This window comes from Streptomyces luteogriseus (assembly GCF_014205055.1).
Classification (GTDB): domain Bacteria; phylum Actinomycetota; class Actinomycetes; order Streptomycetales; family Streptomycetaceae; genus Streptomyces; species Streptomyces luteogriseus.
The window spans coordinates 7626605-7642653 of the sequence record NZ_JACHMS010000001.1; the positions used below are offsets into that span (position 1 = coordinate 7626605).

10 protein-coding genes are annotated in these 16049 nt (G+C 72.4%); 2 read left to right on the plus strand and 8 right to left on the minus strand.

What is annotated here, in order from left to right; genetic code table 11:
• Positions 1 to 31: 31 nt before the first annotated feature.
• From BJ965_RS33890 to BJ965_RS33905, 4 genes are all read right to left on the minus strand, one after another.
• Complete coding sequence (locus tag BJ965_RS33890; RefSeq protein WP_184914180.1) at positions 32 to 2941, minus strand: ATP-binding protein; 2910 nt, start codon at positions 2939 to 2941, stop codon at positions 32 to 34.
• Between the two features lie 194 nt (positions 2942 to 3135).
• Complete coding sequence (locus BJ965_RS33895; RefSeq protein ID WP_313667464.1) at positions 3136 to 4140, minus strand: (-)-alpha-amorphene synthase; 1005 nt, start codon at positions 4138 to 4140, stop codon at positions 3136 to 3138.
• Positions 4124 to 5512, minus strand: a complete 1389-nt coding sequence (locus BJ965_RS33900) for a cytochrome P450 (protein WP_246546126.1) — start codon at positions 5510 to 5512, stop codon at positions 4124 to 4126. Before BJ965_RS33900 ends, BJ965_RS33895 begins: the two co-directional genes overlap by 17 nt.
• Before the next feature lie 453 nt (positions 5513 to 5965).
• Complete coding sequence (locus BJ965_RS33905) at positions 5966 to 8827, minus strand: glycosyl hydrolase 115 family protein (RefSeq protein ID WP_184914188.1); 2862 nt, start codon at positions 8825 to 8827, stop codon at positions 5966 to 5968.
• 391 nt (positions 8828 to 9218) lie between these two features.
• On the opposite strand from BJ965_RS33905, the gene BJ965_RS33910 reads away from it, so the two are divergent.
• Positions 9219 to 9845 (plus strand): chorismate mutase, encoded by a 627-nt coding sequence (locus tag BJ965_RS33910; RefSeq protein ID WP_313667466.1) that lies wholly within the window; start codon positions 9219 to 9221, stop codon positions 9843 to 9845.
• A 9-nt stretch (positions 9846 to 9854) separates the two neighbouring features.
• Here the strand turns inward: BJ965_RS33910 and BJ965_RS33915 are convergent, their stop codons facing one another.
• Together BJ965_RS33915 and BJ965_RS33920 are read right to left on the minus strand one after the other, a co-directional pair.
• Positions 9855 to 10325, minus strand: a complete 471-nt coding sequence (locus BJ965_RS33915) for an SRPBCC domain-containing protein (protein ID WP_184914190.1) — start codon at positions 10323 to 10325, stop codon at positions 9855 to 9857.
• Positions 10326 to 10334: 9 nt separating this feature from the next.
• The gene (locus tag BJ965_RS33920; protein ID WP_184914192.1) at positions 10335 to 10739 is read right to left on the minus strand and encodes a DUF779 domain-containing protein; all 405 of its coding nucleotides are present in this window, start codon (positions 10737 to 10739) and stop codon (positions 10335 to 10337) included.
• 940 nt (positions 10740 to 11679) lie between these two features.
• On the opposite strand from BJ965_RS33920, the gene BJ965_RS33925 reads away from it, so the two are divergent.
• Positions 11680 to 12597, plus strand: coding sequence for a phosphotransferase family protein (locus BJ965_RS33925; protein ID WP_184914194.1), 918 nt, complete (start codon positions 11680 to 11682; stop codon positions 12595 to 12597).
• Between the two features lie 7 nt (positions 12598 to 12604).
• Here BJ965_RS33925 and BJ965_RS33930 read toward each other — a convergent pair whose 3' ends face one another.
• Positions 12605 to 14644 carry a CocE/NonD family hydrolase gene (locus BJ965_RS33930; RefSeq protein ID WP_184914196.1) on the minus strand — a complete coding sequence of 680 codons (2040 nt, stop codon included), beginning with the start codon at positions 14642 to 14644 and terminating at the stop codon, positions 12605 to 12607.
• A gap of 16 nt (positions 14645 to 14660) precedes the next feature.
• Entirely contained in the window at positions 14661 to 15974 is a 1314-nt protein-coding gene (locus BJ965_RS33935) for an ATP-grasp domain-containing protein (protein WP_184914199.1), read from the minus strand.
• Positions 15975 to 16049: the final 75 nt, after the last annotated feature.

Sequence of the window (16049 nt, forward strand, 5' to 3'; positions counted from 1 at the left end):
TGCCCGGGGCAGCCGGCCGCCGGGGAACTCCTCACGGCCGCGGCCGGGGGAACGTCTCCAGGGCCTCGGCCAGTCCCGCCGCGTCCGTGCCGACCTTGCGGTACACGGACGAGAGCAGGTGCCGCACACCCTGCTCGGTGAGGTGCAGTGCCTTGGCGACGACCGCCGCGGCCTGTCCCCGTGCCGTCATCTCGGCGGCCTTGCGCTCCTGCGCGGTGAGCGTGTCCGTCTGTGCGTAGCGCAGGGGCAGCGGCCGCAGCCCGGCCGCGGACAGTTCCCGCCTGGCCCGGGCGGCCAGGCCCTCGGCACCGCAGTGCACGGCGCCCTCCAGGCCCTGGTAGAGCCGGTCGGCGGCGTCGTGCAGCCGGCCGAAGCGGGCCAGCGCGGCGCCGTGACCGACCAGTGCACGAGCCAGCTCGTACGCGGCGGGCGACTGGTGGAGGTGGTCGACGGCCTGCGCGTGCAGATCGAGCCCCGCCTCACCGCCCGTCACCTCCGCCTGAGTGCGCAGGGCCTGGCCGATCGCGGAGGCCGCGCCGAAGTCCCGGGCGCGCTTCACGGCGTCCTGCGCATGGCGCACCGCCCGGTCGGGAGCGCTGCGGGACAGCGCCGAGGCAAGCCCCAGCTGCCAGGGGCACCACGCGGGATTGCGCCAGTCCCGGCCCTCCAGCCACTCGCCGACGCGGGACAGCAGGGAAGCGGCGTCGTCGGGCCGGCCCTCCGCCAGGAGGAGCTCGGCGTGGACGGTGCGCGGGTCGGGATAGATCACGGCGTTCGGAATGAAGTCGCCGTAGTGATACGAGTCGGCGAGCCGCCGTGCCGCCACGACGCGGCCCCGGGCCAGCAGGGTCTGGATCAGGATGCCGATGGCGAACCACTGGGCGGGTACCGCGCCTTCCACCCGGTCGGCGATGCGCAGGCCCTCCCGCACCAGGTTCTCGGCCTCGGCCAGACAGCCGCGGCGGTACCGGATGTACCCCGACAGCGTCTGGCCCAGAGCCAGATGGGAGCCGCGCCAGCCCTTCGACTCGCACTCGGCCATGCCCTTCGCGAACAGCTCCTCCGCCCGGCGCGGCTGGTCGCAGTACATGAACACCAGCGCGACCGAGACGGGCACCTCGAAGCCCCGGTTCTCATGGGTCCAGCTCAGCCCGCCGCGCAGGGCCTCCTCGGCGTAGGCGAGCGCCTTCTGCCGGGGCTCGCCGCACATCATGGCGTCCCAGGCGCGCGACCCGAGGATGTAGCGCTCCTCCAGACCGCGGCCGGACAGCCGGTCGGCGAGCCGGGCCAGCGCCCGCGAACGGCCCGACGAGTCCGCCTCGTCGGTGCGGAACGCGCTCCACACGAAGTGGTCGCCCTGCATCCGCAGCCGGATCCGGGGATGGGCGGCGGCCCGCTGCGCCTCCTCGGCGGCCACTGTCGCGGCCTCCGCCATCCGGTCGGTGTGGGCCAGCGCCTGGGTCAGCCGGTACACCATCGAGGCGCGCAGCTCGGGGTCGATGCCCGGTTCCGCGAGCGCCTCCCGTAGATGGGTCACGGTGGCCGTGGGCTTGATGAGGAAGGTCGCGCAGGCCAGTTCGTGCAGCAGCGCGGCGCGCTCCTCCGGCAGCGGCGGCTCCTGCAGCGCCCGGTTCAGCAGCCGGCGCGCCGCTTCCGGCGCACCCGAGTGCAGGGCCTCGCGGGCGGCCTCCCGCAGACAGGTCACGGCCTCGGAGCTGCCCGCGCACGGCACCTCCAGCAGATGCCGGGCCGCGGCGGCGTGGCCGAGCCCGGCCGCCCGGACGGCCTCCGCGGCGGAGTTGTGCATGCCCTCCCGCAGGCTCGACCCGATGGACCGGTAGATCGTGGTGGCGATCAGCGGATGGACGAATTCCAGGCTCCCCCCGGGCCCCTCGCCGTCGGCCAGGATGCGGGCGGCGCGCAGCTTCTCCGTGGCCTCGGCCGCCGCCGTGCTGCCGAGCGCCGCGATCCGGGCGGCCAGTTCCGGCGAGATGGCCTGCCCGAGGACCGCCGCCGCGTAGGCGAAGCGGACGGTGGTGGTGCCGAAGCCCTGGAGCCGCTCGATCAGCCCCGGCCCCTTCACCGCGGCCGCCAGGTCGCGCATCGCCGGCAGATCGTCACCGGTGCCCCTGAGGTTGCGCTCGCCGAGCCTGATGGAGAGCTCGACGGCCTCGAACGGGCTTCCTCCGGTGACCTCCCAGCACTCTTCGCAGAACGCGTCCTCGGCCTCCTCGCCGACCTCGTCCCTGATGATCCGGGCCACCGCCGTGGCACTGAGCGGTGCCAGAGTGAAGGGACGGTTGCCCAGATCCGCCGAGGGCGCGCTGAAGGCGGCGGCCTCGAGGGGCAGTTCGGGCCGGAAGGCGACGACGATCAGCATCGACAGGTCCACCGCCCGGGGCGCGAACGAGGCGAGCCAGCTCAGTGACTCCACGTCCGCCCAGTGCAGGTCGTCCAGCAGCAGGACGACGGGCGCCTTCATCACCGCGAGGCGCGTCATCACCCAGTCGAGACCGTCCCGGACCCCGGTCGGATCCGGCACATGGCCACTCGGTGTCGCGACCAGGCCCAGCGCGGCGGAGACGATGTCGTACCAGCCGCCCAGGAAGGCACGCAGCTCCTTGTCGTCCATCGAGGCCAGCGCGGGCTGGACCACCTGGCGCACGACGTGGAACGCCAGCTCCTGCTCCTTCTCACCGCCCCTTCCCGACAGCACCGTGAACCCCCGCGCCCGGGCGCGGGCCCGGGCCTCGGTGAGCAGGGCCGTCTTGCCCATGCCGCCGGGCCCGGTGAAGGCGAGGAGCCCGCCGCGGGGTGCCTGGGGCACGCCGTCGACGGAGTCCCGCAGGCCGGTGAGCGCCGAGTCGAGCGCCCGGAGCTCCTTGCGGCGCTCGAGCAACGGCCGCTTCTCGGGCGTGGGTTGCCCCAGCTCATGCGCCATGTGCCGCACCGCTTCCTGTCGTCGGCCATCGGGAGGCAGCGCAGAGCGTACGCCTCCCGATGAGCCCCGTTCCGGATTCTGGAACGAGCACGACGAAGAAGGGTGAATGACCTGCTAAAGGCGCGTGAAGTGCGGGCTTGGCGGGTACCGTGGCTCGAATGGGTACCCGCTCCACGGCCTGACGGAGCGTCCCCTCACGGCAGCGCCGGGGCCGCCGCGTCCGCGTAGCGCGGCACGGTGCGGGACCAGTAGTAGCAGCCGCGGATCCAGCCGGCCATGCCTTCCACATAGCCGACGCCCGAAGGGCTCAACTCCGGTTCGATCTCCGCGTAGAGCCTCTCGAACTCGCGGATCGTGCGGTTGATCTGCTGGATGGCCAGGGTGACGGCCGCCGGCAGGGAGCAGTGGTGGGCCCGCTGGTAGGCGAGGGCCAGATTGATCATTTCGCCGGACCGCTGCTCCTTGACCGCGGAGAAGAGGTCGGGGATCCACACCGCCGCGTCTGCCGACAACCGGCTCAGGCGCCGCATGACCGGGTGGTGGAGTTCCCCGGAGGTCAGCTCGCACGGCTGCGCGGCCTCGCACAGCGGGTGGAAGGGCTCGACCCCCGCGGTGAGGGACCGTACGGAGGTGCACAGCCCGGACCGTGGGGGCGTGGGATGGGCCTGTGCCACCGCCTCGTACAGCAGTCCGTGCACGTACTCGCGGCTCTTCCAGGACCAGCGCGCGGCCTGTGCCGGTGTGCACCGCTCGCGGATCTGCCGGTAGAGGTCGGACAGGGCCGCTCCCAACGGGGTGCTGGGCGGCGCGCCGTCCCGCAGGACCGCGATGCTCTCGCACAGCATCGGCAGCAACTGGCCGGGCCGGTGCCGGCCGACCTCCTCGGCCCGGTCGTCGAAGACGAACTGGTAGGCGATCTGATGGGCGACGAGCTGCAGGATGCCGGGATCCGCGTCAGGGCTGTTGAAGGACGCCAGCTCGGCCGGGCGGGTACGGGAGATCATGGCCGCGACCCCGGGCTCGTCGCTCAGCCCGGTCGTGCGCAGCCAGTGGTCGACCCCTGCCGCGGCCGCCGCCTCCTGCGGATGGCGCCGGAACGGGAACGGCATGTAGAGGTGAGCGTCGATCAGTTCCACCAGGGTGGAACCGGGAATCACGTCCTGCGCGACGGCCGCCCTCTCCTCATGCGTGGTGGACACCGTTGTCACCGTCCCTCCGGGTCTTCTCCACCCCGGACGCCGCCGGCGCGGCTCCGGGCGCGAGGGCGACGGCGTGCGGCGCGGTGCCGCCCGGCGCGTGCGCCCGTGATGCGCAGATCATCGTCAGGGACCTCGGACCCAGCGTCGCCCCGGGGCGCGGTGGTGCGATGCGCCCGGCCGGATGCCGCAGTCGCCAGCGGCCGGCGATGGTCGCCAGGGCCACGGTCATCTCGGCCATGGAGAACAGGTCGCCGATGCACTTGCGGCTGCCCGCGGCGAACGGGATCAGCGCCCCGTGCGGACCGGTGTCGGCTTCACCCTCAAGCCAGCGCTCGGGCAGAAACCGGTCGGGCTCGGGGAACGACGCGGGGTCGTGGTGCAGGAGATACGGGCTGTACAGGACCGTGGTTCCGCGCGGCAGCCGGCGTCCGGCCAGGTCCGCCTCCCGGGTCGTGACCCGGGTGAAGAGCCAGCCGGGCGGGGAGTGGCGCAGCGTTTCGGTGAGGACGGCCCTCGTGTAGACCAGGCGCGGCAGGTCGTCGACGTCCGGTAACCGGCCGGCGAGGACGGTGTCGACCTCCGCGTGCAGCCGCCGCTCCGCCTCCGGGTGCCGGGCCAGGAGGCTGAAGGTGGAGGCCAGGCACATCGACGGGCTCTCGGAACCGGTGAGCAGGAGGGACACCAACTGGTCGTGAACCTCCCGGTCGGTGACCGGGACCCCGTCGTCCCCGGCCTCGGAGGCCGCCAGCAGGAGCCCGAGCAGATCGTCGCGGGGAGCGCCCCGGCGGCGCTCGGCGATGGCCGCGCCGATGAGCTCGCGCACCCGCTCCACCGCGCGCCGGTAGCGGCGGTTCGCGGGCGTGGGGAGCCGGAACAGCGCGTCCACCGGCACGACCGTGCGCACGAACAGTCCGCGGACGATGGCCGCGAGGCAGTGCCGTACCTCGTCGGCCGCTGCCGGAGCGAGCGAGTCGGAGAGCAGCAGCCGGCTGATCAGCCGGGTCGTCAGACCCAGCGTGGCGGCACTGACATCGACCTCCTGCCCCGTGCGCCAGTCACGGCACAGCGACGCGGCCTCCTCGGCCATCACCTCCGTCTGCGCGGCGACGCCGGAGGGGCGGAAGGTGGGTTGCAGCAACCGGCGCTGACGCCGGTGCTCCGCGTGCGGGCAGGTGACGACACCGCCGCCCATCAGCGCCCGCAGCCTCTCGTACTGCGGTCCGCCCTTGTCGAAGGTGCGGGTGTCGCGGAGCATCCGGTGGACCAGTTCCGGGTGACACACCATCCACGCCCGCTGGGGGCCGAGGCGTATCTCGACCAGATCGCCCTGTGCGGGAAGAGAATTCAGAAACTCGAGCGGCCGACGGAACAAGGCGATACCGTGGCCGAGGGATGGGAATATGCCTGGAGCAGTACCAACCGTCCATGCCTGTTCCGATTCAGGAACGCAGCCGTTCATCGAAATACCACCTGCTTCAGTCGACCTGGGAAAACGGTGATGTTTCAAGGGCGTGGTGCTTGCCCCATGTCCTGCCCAGTCCAAGTCGGCCGCCGACTTGGTGAACCCTTTCTCCAAGGGGGCGCACGGGTGCATGGGGAAGCGCTGGATGAATCACTTCCGATGCACGCCGTGCGGCAGACGGTCTCCTTCCGTCACTCCTGTTCCCCGAAGGGCCTTGAGGCCTTTTCCGTATACACCGATCCGGAGAAGAAGACTGTGGCGGCGAACCGGGCGGCCCGCACCTGCGGCGGACAGGACCGCCCGGCCCCCACGGATCAGGTGCGGCGGTAACTCTCGGGCGGCGCCAGATACCGCCCCCACGGATCAGGTGCGGCGGTAACTCTCGGGCGGCGCCAGATACCCGCCCGCCACCCCGCCCGTGTCGATCACGATCTGGTCCACCGCGATCCCGGGATCCACCATGAACACCCTCAGCACATGCTCACCGGGCGCGGACACGGTCACCCGGGTCGTCAGCTTCTCGATGCCCTCCTCCACGTTGCGGGCCCAGGCGTCGCCCCGGTTGCCGGTGGCGACCGCCTGACCCGACAGCACCGTCGGAGGCTGGTCGTCGAGGGCGACCGCGAGGCGCCGCTTGCCGCGTTCGTCGAGGGAGGGCAGCCGGAAGACCGTCACCGGGAACGTGCCGGGCGTGCTGAAACGGATCCGGTAACGCAACTCCGGTGACCGGCTGGCGAGGTCCTCGGCGATGGGCGGTGCCGTCGTCGGGACGGCCTCGACGGCGGCCGCACGGCGGCCCAGGCCGCGGACGGTCCGCCATCGCGCTCCGCCGCGCGGCACCGCGAGGTCGAAGTGCGCCGCGTCGATCGACACATAGCCATGGGCCTCGACGAAGCCGCGGGCGCGCCGGCGCGCCCGTTCCCCGTCGTCGACCACCAGCAGCGGCACCTGGATGCTCCGGCCGGCACCGGTGAAGGTCAGGGTCGGACGGTGCGTGCCCTCCGGCACCCGGGGCCAGTCGATCTCGGCCCACACCCGGACCTGGTCGATGAGTTCACCGCCCGTCGTGCTGAGCCGGACCCACGGGGCGCTCGCCTCGGCCCGCCACTCAAGCGGCAGGAAGCCGGTGTTGAAGACATCCACGAAGCGGCGGTCGCGGGTGTAGGAGGAGAAGGACAGCGGGCGGTCGGCCCCCGTCTCGTTGCCCTCGGAGGCCAGCCCCAGGCCCGACGTCTCCTGCCGGGGGAGTCTGGTGACGGCCGGGCGGCCCGGCGCCTTCGGAATCTCGGAGGGGTAGGGGTTGACGATGCCGTCCCATTTCCCGCCCGCGATCCGGGTGTTGTAGCGCCGGGTGATCTCCTGTTCCTCGGCGTGAGCCGCCTCGGCCAGGTCCGCGAAACGGTTCGTGCCCGCCCCGCGGCCCTGGCGGACCGCGAGGGCGTTGCGGTCCGCCCAGTAGTACTTGAGGTTCATCAACCAGGCGCCGTGGACCGGGTACTCGACCAGCTCGTAGTACGCGTCCCGGTAGGCCTCGGGCAGCTTCGCACCCAGCCGCCGCGCACGGTCCAGCAACTGCTCGTAGGCCGTCATGCGCTGGCCCGCCTCGTCGCCGTGGTGCACCGTCGAGAAGACCGCCCGGTCGATGAACTCGGGGCGCCGCTGCGCCGCCAGGCGGTAGTACTCGGTGCGGATCGCGGCGATCTCCGAGCCGTACCGTCGGCCGAACTGGCGTCCTGCCCACTCCACGAGGAAGTCCCCGACGTCGCCGGGGCCCCAGCGGTCCACGTCCCAGGCCATGTCCAGGCAGAAGGACAGCCCCGTCTCGATCGACTTGATGTCACCGACGTTGAAGATCCACATGCGGTCCACCCGGTGCTCGTGGACCCGGCGCAGCTCCTGCCAGACCTTGCTCAACTGCGTGGTGTCCAGCCACAGATAGCTCCGAGGGCGGCCCCAGTACGAGAGGTGGTAGTAGATGCCGTTGCCGCCGGGTCGGCTTCGCTCGGCCTCGTTCGGGAGCTGGCGCATGTTGCCGTGGTTGTCGTCCGGCCAGATCAGTGTGACGTCCTCGGGAACCTGGACGCCCGCGTTGTACAGCTCCAGGACCTCCTTGTACGGGATGAAGATCTGCGGCTCGGCCGCCGGGCCGACCTCCTCGGCCAGGATGCGGCGCTGGTCGGCGATGATGTCGTTCATCACCACGACCTTCTCCGGGACGGTGGTGGCGTGCTTCGTCTCCAGCGCGGAGTCGTGCAGACCGCGCATGCCGATCGTCCAGCTGCTCTCGTAGGCGGCGTTCTGGCGGGCCCGGGCCCGCCAGTAGTCGGAGATCACCGAGGGGTTGACCGTGTAGTCGTAGAGGGGGAGCGTGCCGTCCTCGGCACGGTGCTCCTCGGCCCACGGCTCCCATTCGTGGACTCCGTTGCGCAGCATGGCCTCGGGGTGGCTGGAGCCGACCACGATGCCGTAGCGCTGGGCCAGTTCGGGATTGTCGCGGTGCTTGTTGAAGAAGTCGGAGTAGGGGTGCATCGCGGGCCAGAGGTAGTTGGCCTTGAGGCGGAGCAGCAGTTCGAAGACCCGCTCGTAGGTCTTCGGGCCGATGTTCTTGTCCGGTTCCCGGGTGCGGCGGGACCAGGTGGTGAGGTTCTGCTCGTCGTTGATGAAGATGCCCCGGTAGCGGACCGCCGGCTCCTTTCGGATGAGGGGCCCGGCCGGGACCGTCACGGTGTCGCGGCGGGCCACGGGGACGTCGGCCCACCAGTACCAGGGCGAGACGCCGATGCGTTCCGAGGTGTCGTAGACGCCGTAGACCGTGCCGCGGCGGTCGCTGCCGGCGATGACCAGGGCCCGTCCCACGCCGGGCAGCGGGCGGTCCACGACCTGGGTGACCGACGCCTCCCAGCGGCCCTTCACCCGGGAGACGTCCAGACGCCGCTGTGCGACGAGCCGGTCGATCACCGGGCTCGCGCCGATCGTCCCCACGAGGACCAGGAGTTCGGAGCGCCGCGGCACGGTGTGCAGCAGGCCCGGCCGTACACCGCCGACCCGCTCCACGTCCGCCTGGAGGTCACCGGCCGCGCGGATGACGGCGGGGTCCTCCGCCGCGTCCACGACGATGTCCACGGCGGTGCCGTCCCGGAGCAGGGGGAAGCCGGAGGGGTCGGCCGAGGGAGCGGCCTCGGCGGCGGCGACGGGGAGCAGGGGAGCGGCGCCTGCGGCTGCCATTCCCCGTAAGAAGGACTTGCGGGTCACGGACGAGCGCGATGGTCTCTGCGGCACAGGGCACTGCCTTTCCGCGCCGGCTCCGCGGCGGTTCCTCACGTACGGGCCGTCGGCGGGGCTGCGCGCACAGGGGAGGGCGAGGGGCGGGAGGGGCATGGGCAGGCTGGAAAGCGCTTTCCGCTGCACCCTAGGTGAGGCCACATGAGGGCGTCCAGATGGGGGTGGGGGGTCTGCCGTGACGCCGCTTCCGTCACGACGGTCCCGGCCAACACCGGGGCGGGAGGCGGTACATGAGCCACCGGGGTGTGCCCGTTACGGGGTGGGTGCCGTCGGGCGCCCCGAGGCTGGTCGGTAGGTTGGCGCCTGCCTCCCCCCCACACGGAAGGCCGACCCGGTGCGCACTCGACGTCTCCGATCCGCTCTCACCCTCCTCGGCGCCATGGCCACGGCGGCCATCCTGGCCCTCGGCGTGGCGGGCCCGGCCACCGCCGACGCCCGGCGGCCCGCACCCGCAGGCCGGTCGACCACCGCCCACGGCCTCGTCCCGGTGACGGACCTCTTCGCCCGGCGGCTGCTGCTGGCCGACAAGGTCGCCGCCGCCAAGTACGGCACGGACACGCCGATCGACGACCCGGCGCGCGAGGCACAGATCCTGACCGATGTCCGGGCCCGGGCAGCCGGCCTCGGGCTCGACCCGGACAGCGTGGCTGCCGTGTTCCGGGACCAGATCGAGGCGAACAAGCTGGTGCAGCGCGGTCTGTACGCCCGCTGGGACGCGAACCCGGGCGAGCGTCCCACCGAGCGTCCCGACCTGGCCGAGGAGGTCCGCCCGGCTCTGGACCGCATCACCACCGGCCTGCTGGTCGCGCTGCGGGAGACGGAACGGGCCCGGGCGGTGCCGTCGTGCGGTCCGCGCCTGGCCGTGGCGGCCGGCTGGTCCGCCCACTCCCACCGGCTCGACGCCCTGCACCTGGAGGGACTCGGGCGGGCGCTGCCGTCGGTGTGTGCCGGTTCCCGGTAGTCCCGCCGCTCAGAAGGCGCCGTCGGCCTCGACGAGACGGGCCAGGTTCTCCAGCGCCATGCGCGTGCCCGTCTCGTTGTCGGCGGCGGGCACGGCGTCGGGGAGGCCCTCGTGGACCATGAGGACGTCGGTGCCGCCGCCCTCGGCGTCGGTGAGTGTGGTCGTCAGCGTCATGGCGCCGCCCAGCGCGGGGTCGGCGGTCTCGAACTCGAGCACCTCGACCACCCGTTCGTCCGGCACCAGCCGCGCGAAGTGCCCGTGGTAGGTGTCCGTGTGCGCGGCCGACTTGCCGGTGGCGTCCGGTGCTTCGTAGGTGAGCGAGACACGGAACCGGCCGCCCTCGCGGGCGTCGAACTCGTGCACCTCGGCACGCATCCCCGACGGCACCCGCCAGCGGGCGATCGCCTCCGCGCTCACCAGCGCCCGGTAGACGGCGGCACGGGGAGCGTCGACATGGCCGGATACCCGGGACGTGTACATGGGCCAACCCTAGGCGGTGTGGTCCGCCCCGTTCGGCAGCGGCGGCTCCGACTCGAGGCGGTGCAGTTCCTCGTCGGTGAGGAGGCGGGAGCGGAGCAGGAAGCGGACGCCCTCCGGGGCCTCCAGGGAGAAGCCGCTGCCCCGGCCGGGTACCACGTCCACGGTGAGGTGGGTGTGCGACCAGTACGTGAACTGGTCCGCGCTCATCCAGAACGGGGTGTCCCCGGCCACGTGCCCCAGCAGGACGTCCGAGGCGCCGACCCGGAACTCGCCGCGCGGGTAACACATCGGGGCGCTGCCGTCGCAGCAGCCGCCGGACTGGTGGAACATCACCGGCCCGTGCGTCCCGGTCAGCCGCCGCAGCAGTTCCTCGGCGGCGGGGGTCAGTTCGACACGTCCTGTGCGCACGGTCATGAGTTCCTCCTGGCGGGACGTCGGGGTCGGGAACCGCTCCGCATCGCGAGTCCCCCAGTATCCGCCGCCGTACGGGGGAGGGCCACAAGGCGGGAGCGGTACACCTGGCCGCCCCCGCCCCGCGCGGCGTACGGATCAGGCCGCGATGGCCTCCACCGTCTCCCGCCCGTCCGCTCCGCCCGCGACGGCCCCCACCCTCTTCCGCCCGTCCGCTCCGCCCGCATGGCCTGCCGCCGGTCGCCCACGGCCCGGGGCGGCATGCCCGTCGCCAACGCACCGGTCAGCCGCTCGCCCCTGCGCTACGCGGCGGCCCGCTGTCCGCCGGCCACTCGATGCCGGGGAACGAGCCGGCGACCGGGACCTCGTCGGGCCCCGACCACCTCGCCGCCGGCCGGCCGTACGCCGCCGTCGCGCACCCCCGGTCACGGTGACGCCGGTGTGCGGTTCGACGCCGTGGTCGAGGTGCACCCGGCTGAGCAGCCGACCGACCACGGTGCCGACGGCGTGGCCGGCGGCACGGGAGCCGGTTCGAGCGGGGTCACCCCCGCGCCCAGCCCCCGGGCCACCGCGGCGGCCTCAACGCCGAGGACCCGGTGCCCACCACGACCGGAAGGCGGCCGGACCGCGGCCGCCCGCGCGGCGCGAGGGCGTCGTCCACGGTGCGCAGCACATGCGCGCCCTCGTCGACGACCGGCGCGCCCAGCGGGTCCAGCTCACCGAGGCGGGTCCGGACGCGGTCGAGCGCATGCAGGAGATGCGCAGCCGGGGTGTGGAGGCCGACCTCGCCGCCCGTCGCCCGAGAACCTGGGACGGCCGCCCGCCGGCCGTCCGGCCGGCTCGTCGACGAGCTCGTCCGGCATGCGGAGACCGAGATCGTCGGCCTCCCGGCCGCGCCACCCGGTACGGGGGCCTGAGGGCGGGCGCTGGTTGAATGCCGGGCATGACCGAGACCGACGCGCACGAGTCCGACCGCTGGGTCGAGTTCTTCGTCCGGCGCGGATACCCCCGCGCCCGGCGGCTGGCCTCCGGCATGGAAGGGACCGTCTACCGGCTCCGGGACGGGACGGTCGCGAAGGTGTGGGCCGGGCGGGCCCCCGAGGACTTCGACCTCACCCGACGGCTCTACGCCGACATCGCCGGGCACCCCCTGCCCTTCGGTACGCCGCGGATCCTGGACGCCGAGGAGCACGACGGGGTGCTCGTCAGCTACGAACGCGAGCTGGGCGGCCGCCCGTTGCGCTCCGAGGGCGAGCAGCCGGCCCCTGACCTGCCCCGCCGGGAGACCGACGCCCTGCTCACCGTCCTGCGCGCACTGGCCTCCGTCCCGGGCAGCGAGGCCATGCGGCGCCTGGTGATCCAGGGGGACGACCGGCCACTGTGGCAGGGTCACTCCCGCTTCTCCGACGCGCTCGCCGCCCTCGTGGAGCGGGCCGCCGGCCGCAACCTGGACGCCCTCGCCGCGCAGGTGCCCGGACTGGCCGGCGTCGTGTCCCGTACCGCGTCCTCGCTGCGGGCGCTGCCCGACCGGCCCGAGAGCGTCATCCACGGGGATCTGGTGCCGCCCAACCTCCACGTGGACGAGGCCGGGCACCCGGTCGCCGTCCTCGACTTCGGGTTCTGCACCACCGTCGGCGACCCCGCCTTCGAAGCCGCCGTCACGGCCGCCGTCTGGGACATGTACGGACCCGACGCCGACCGCCACACCGCCGAGCTGACCCGTCTCTTCGCCCGCGAACTGGGCCATGCCGAAGAGGTCCTGGCCCTCTACCGGACGGCCTACGCCCTCATCACGTACGACCTCTTCGGCATGGGCCCGCACGACGGGCACTTCCGCTGGTGCGCCGCCTTGTTGCGGTGAACGCGCACTACAGCAGGTCGCGGGGCACCGTCTCGTTCCAGGTACGGGAGAAGACCCGCCGGTCGGCCTCGTACGCGTCGAGGGTCGCGTCGACGAAGAAGTCCGTCTCGTCGCAGGTGAGCCGGGTGTGGGTGACCACCTTCACGTCCCAGTCGTCCCGCCGGAACCGCATGGTCCAGGTGGTCTCGCCGCCGACCGAGGTGAAGTCGTCGGCGACCACCGTGTAGCGCTCGTGGGCGCGGCGGCCGGCCTCCAGGCCGATGTCCTCGAAGCGGACCGTGCCCCGGTCCTTCACGATGTCCAGCTCGGAGCGGTAGTCGATCAGATCCCGCTTGACGTCCCAGCGCTCCTCCGGGGGCGTCACCTGGGTCATGGCGAGCGGGGGAGTGCCCTCGGGTTCGCCGAAGGGCGACGACGGCACCTCGTCGGGCTCGTCCAGCGGTCGCACCGGAAGAGTGAGCGTGCTGGAGTGCTCGTGGACGCTGAGCAGGGCCGGCTTGGGCGCCGGCCAGGCCAGCGGCCAGTAGGACGTCGACAGGGACAGCCGGATGCGGTGGCCCGGCGGGAACGCCTGCGCCACACCGTTGAGCGGGATGGTGGCCCGGTAGCGCCGACCCGGCTCCAACGGCTCGGGGGACTCCGTGCTGTCACGTCGGGTCAGATTGAGAATGCCGTACGAGACGCGCGTCGCGGCGCCGTCGGGGCTCACGTCGGACAGCCGCGCCGCCACCAGGGCGACCGGCTCGCTGACCGACAGGTCGAGCTCCACGCTCGGCGAGCCGAGGATCTCCACGGGCTCGGTCAGCGGCTCGCTGTCGAAGACGAGTGAACCGCCGTCCTCCTCCCGCTGGTCGTAGGGCAGGTCCGGGGGCGCGTTGTAGGAGGCCCACTTGCCGGCGAACTGGCCGACGGACAGCGGCGAGCGCACGGTCATGGCCGCGCCGCCCTCGGAGGGCGCAGCCGTGGCGTCCTGTGCGGGTCCGATCGTGTGCCGGGTGAGCGGGTGTGTCTCGGGCCGGATGTGCGGGGACGGCCAGTGCGGCTCGCCGACCCAGCGGCCCGGCCGCTCCTCGTAGGAGGTGGAGGGCGGGACGCTGTCCTGCATCCACGCCTGGAGCATCGGCCCGTCCATGACGCCGTTGTCGACGCCCTTGAGCCAGTGGTCCCACCACCGCACGAGCTCCTGGAGGTAGCCGATCGCGGGGCCCGGCTCCCCGAGGTGGGGGAACTTGTGCGACCAGGGCCCGATCAGCCCCTTGCGGGGCACGTCCAGGTTCCCCAGCAGCCGGGTCACGGCGTTGGAGTAGCCGTCCGCCCAGCCGCTGGAGGCCAGGACCGGGCAGCGCACGCTCGTGTAGTCCTCGCACACCGAGGCGTGCCGCCAGTAGTCGTCGCGCCGCTGGTGGCGCAGCCACTCCAGCACCCACGGCTCGGTGTTCTCCAGCCGCTCGTGCCACATCGCGCGCCAGCGCTCGCCGACCACGGCCGGGTCGGGCGGGCAGGTGCCGTAGGCGAACATGGTGCCCGCCTCGGCCAGGTTGTCCGACAGCAGGGCGCCGCCCATGTAGTGCATGTCGTCGGCGTGCCGGTCGTCGGTGAACGAGGCGATGGCGATGGCCTTCAGGCTCGGCGGCCTGCGGGCCGCCACCTGGAGCGCGGCGAACGCGCCCCAGGAGATGCCCATCATGCCCGTGCCGCCGTCGCACCAGGGCTGCTCCGCCAGCCAGGCCAGGATCTCCTCGGCGTCCGCCTGCTCCCGTTCCAGGTACTCGTCGCGCAGCACGCCCTCCGAGTCGCCGGTGCCGCGCAGGTCGACGCGCACGCAGGCGTAGCCGTGCCCGGCGAGGTAGGGGTGGTGGATCGAGTCCCGTACGGCCGTCAGGTCGCGCTTGCGGTACGGGATGTACTCCAGCACCGCCGGCACCGGCTCCTGGTCCGAGGAGGCGGGGCGCCAGATGTGCGCGGAGAGCCGGACCCCGTCGGACATCGGGATCGTGACGTGCTCTTCTTCCTTCGTCTCGTACGGCAGATTGGTCACGTAACGCATGGAACTGACGTACTCCTCACTTTCGCGCGGCGTCGGCCCCGGCCGGGGCGTCCTCGAAGGCCAGGCCCAGGGCGGCCACGCAGTGGTCGAACTTCTCCCGCAGCTCCGCCTCGTCGGCCCCGCCGGTGTAGATGTGCGCCAGCTCGTAGCTGTAGCTGTCCTGCCCGGGGAGGTCGGAGAGCCGGTCGCCCTCCGCGGGGATCACCTCGATGCGCACCCCCGGGGTCTCCCGCTCGATGCGGGCGATCTCCTCGGGGCCCGGCACCCGCCGCACCACACCGTCGGTGAACCAGCGGTGGTACCACTTCGCCGCCATCGCGTACGAGCCCTCACGGTGCGGCATGTGCGGGTCCTCGCCCAGGGCGAGACGGACCATGCAGTGGTGGTTGGGCACGCCGTCGACGTACTGGAACAGCTCCGCGTGCGACTGGGAGTGCCGGGGGTTGATCTCCAGCAGGTTGATCTCCTGGGTCCGCGGGTCGTAGAAGTACTCGATGCTGAAGGTGGCCGAGTCCATCCCGATCTGCCGCATCACGCGCTCGCTGATGTCGTGCAGCTGGGCGATGACCGGGGGCGGCAGCATCGAGGGGTACTGGTGGCGCAGGAAGCAGGAGGAGTCCGGGTACTGGATGGAGTCCAGGACCCCGTAGATCGTCACCTCGCCCTGGTGGACGTAGCCCTCGACGGCCACCTGGACGCCCGACATGGCCCCCTCCGCGAGACAGACCCGGCCGCCCACGCCGTTCATCTCGGGCGGCAGGTCGATGCGTTCCAGGACGTGCTCGAAGGGGCGGCCGATGCGGGATATGCCTGCGCGGATCTCGGCGACCGCCTTGCGGAACTCCTCCTCGTCATCCACTCCGAAGGCGAGTTCGGAGGAGTACGAGAGGGCGGGCTTGAGCCACATGGGGAAGGTCACGTCGTCCGGCGGGCACGGCGGCTCGGCCGACAGATCGACCTGGCCGAACGGCGGGTGCCGGTCGGTGGCCTTCTGCTGCTCCAGCCGGCTCCAGTACTTGTGCTCGCATTTGACGACCGACTCCAGGCTGGTGCTGCGGGTGCCGTAGCGTTCGCTCAGCATCGGGACGAGGGTGCTGACCGGGAAGTCCCAGTAGCCGACGATCGCGTCGATGCTGCCGTCGAACGAGTCGAGCACACCCTGGGCCTTGTCGAGCAGCGCGGGCAGGTCCACTTCGCCGACCTGGAGCTCCTCGATCGTCAGCAACTGGTGAAAACGCAGCTGGTCGGCTCCCGGGACCTGCTGAAGCGTGGGCAGATTGGCCTCGTCGAGCCCGATCACGAAGACGTTCTTCACCGTCTCGTCAGACACGGCTCTCCTTCCGACGACGTACGGCCCGAAGGCCGGCTTGCAAGATCGTCGGAGTACCCCTGCTCTGTGCCGGCA

What these genes read in the sequence shown, in the direction of transcription:
- BJ965_RS33920 (WP_184914192.1), bottom strand. Translation starts at nt 10,739, where the DNA reads ATGACCGTGCGCACAGGACGTGTCGAACTGACCCCCGCCGCCGAGGAA.
- BJ965_RS33925 (WP_184914194.1), top strand. Translation starts at nt 11,680, where the DNA reads ATGACCGAGACCGACGCGCACGAGTCCGACCGCTGGGTCGAGTTCTTC.
- BJ965_RS33905 (WP_184914188.1), bottom strand. Translation starts at nt 8,827, where the DNA reads ATGGCAGCCGCAGGCGCCGCTCCCCTGCTCCCCGTCGCCGCCGCCGAG.
- BJ965_RS33915 (WP_184914190.1), bottom strand. Translation starts at nt 10,325, where the DNA reads ATGTACACGTCCCGGGTATCCGGCCATGTCGACGCTCCCCGTGCCGCC.
- BJ965_RS33890 (WP_184914180.1), bottom strand. Translation starts at nt 2,941, where the DNA reads ATGGCGCATGAGCTGGGGCAACCCACGCCCGAGAAGCGGCCGTTGCTC.
- BJ965_RS33930 (WP_184914196.1), bottom strand. Translation starts at nt 14,644, where the DNA reads ATGCGTTACGTGACCAATCTGCCGTACGAGACGAAGGAAGAAGAGCAC.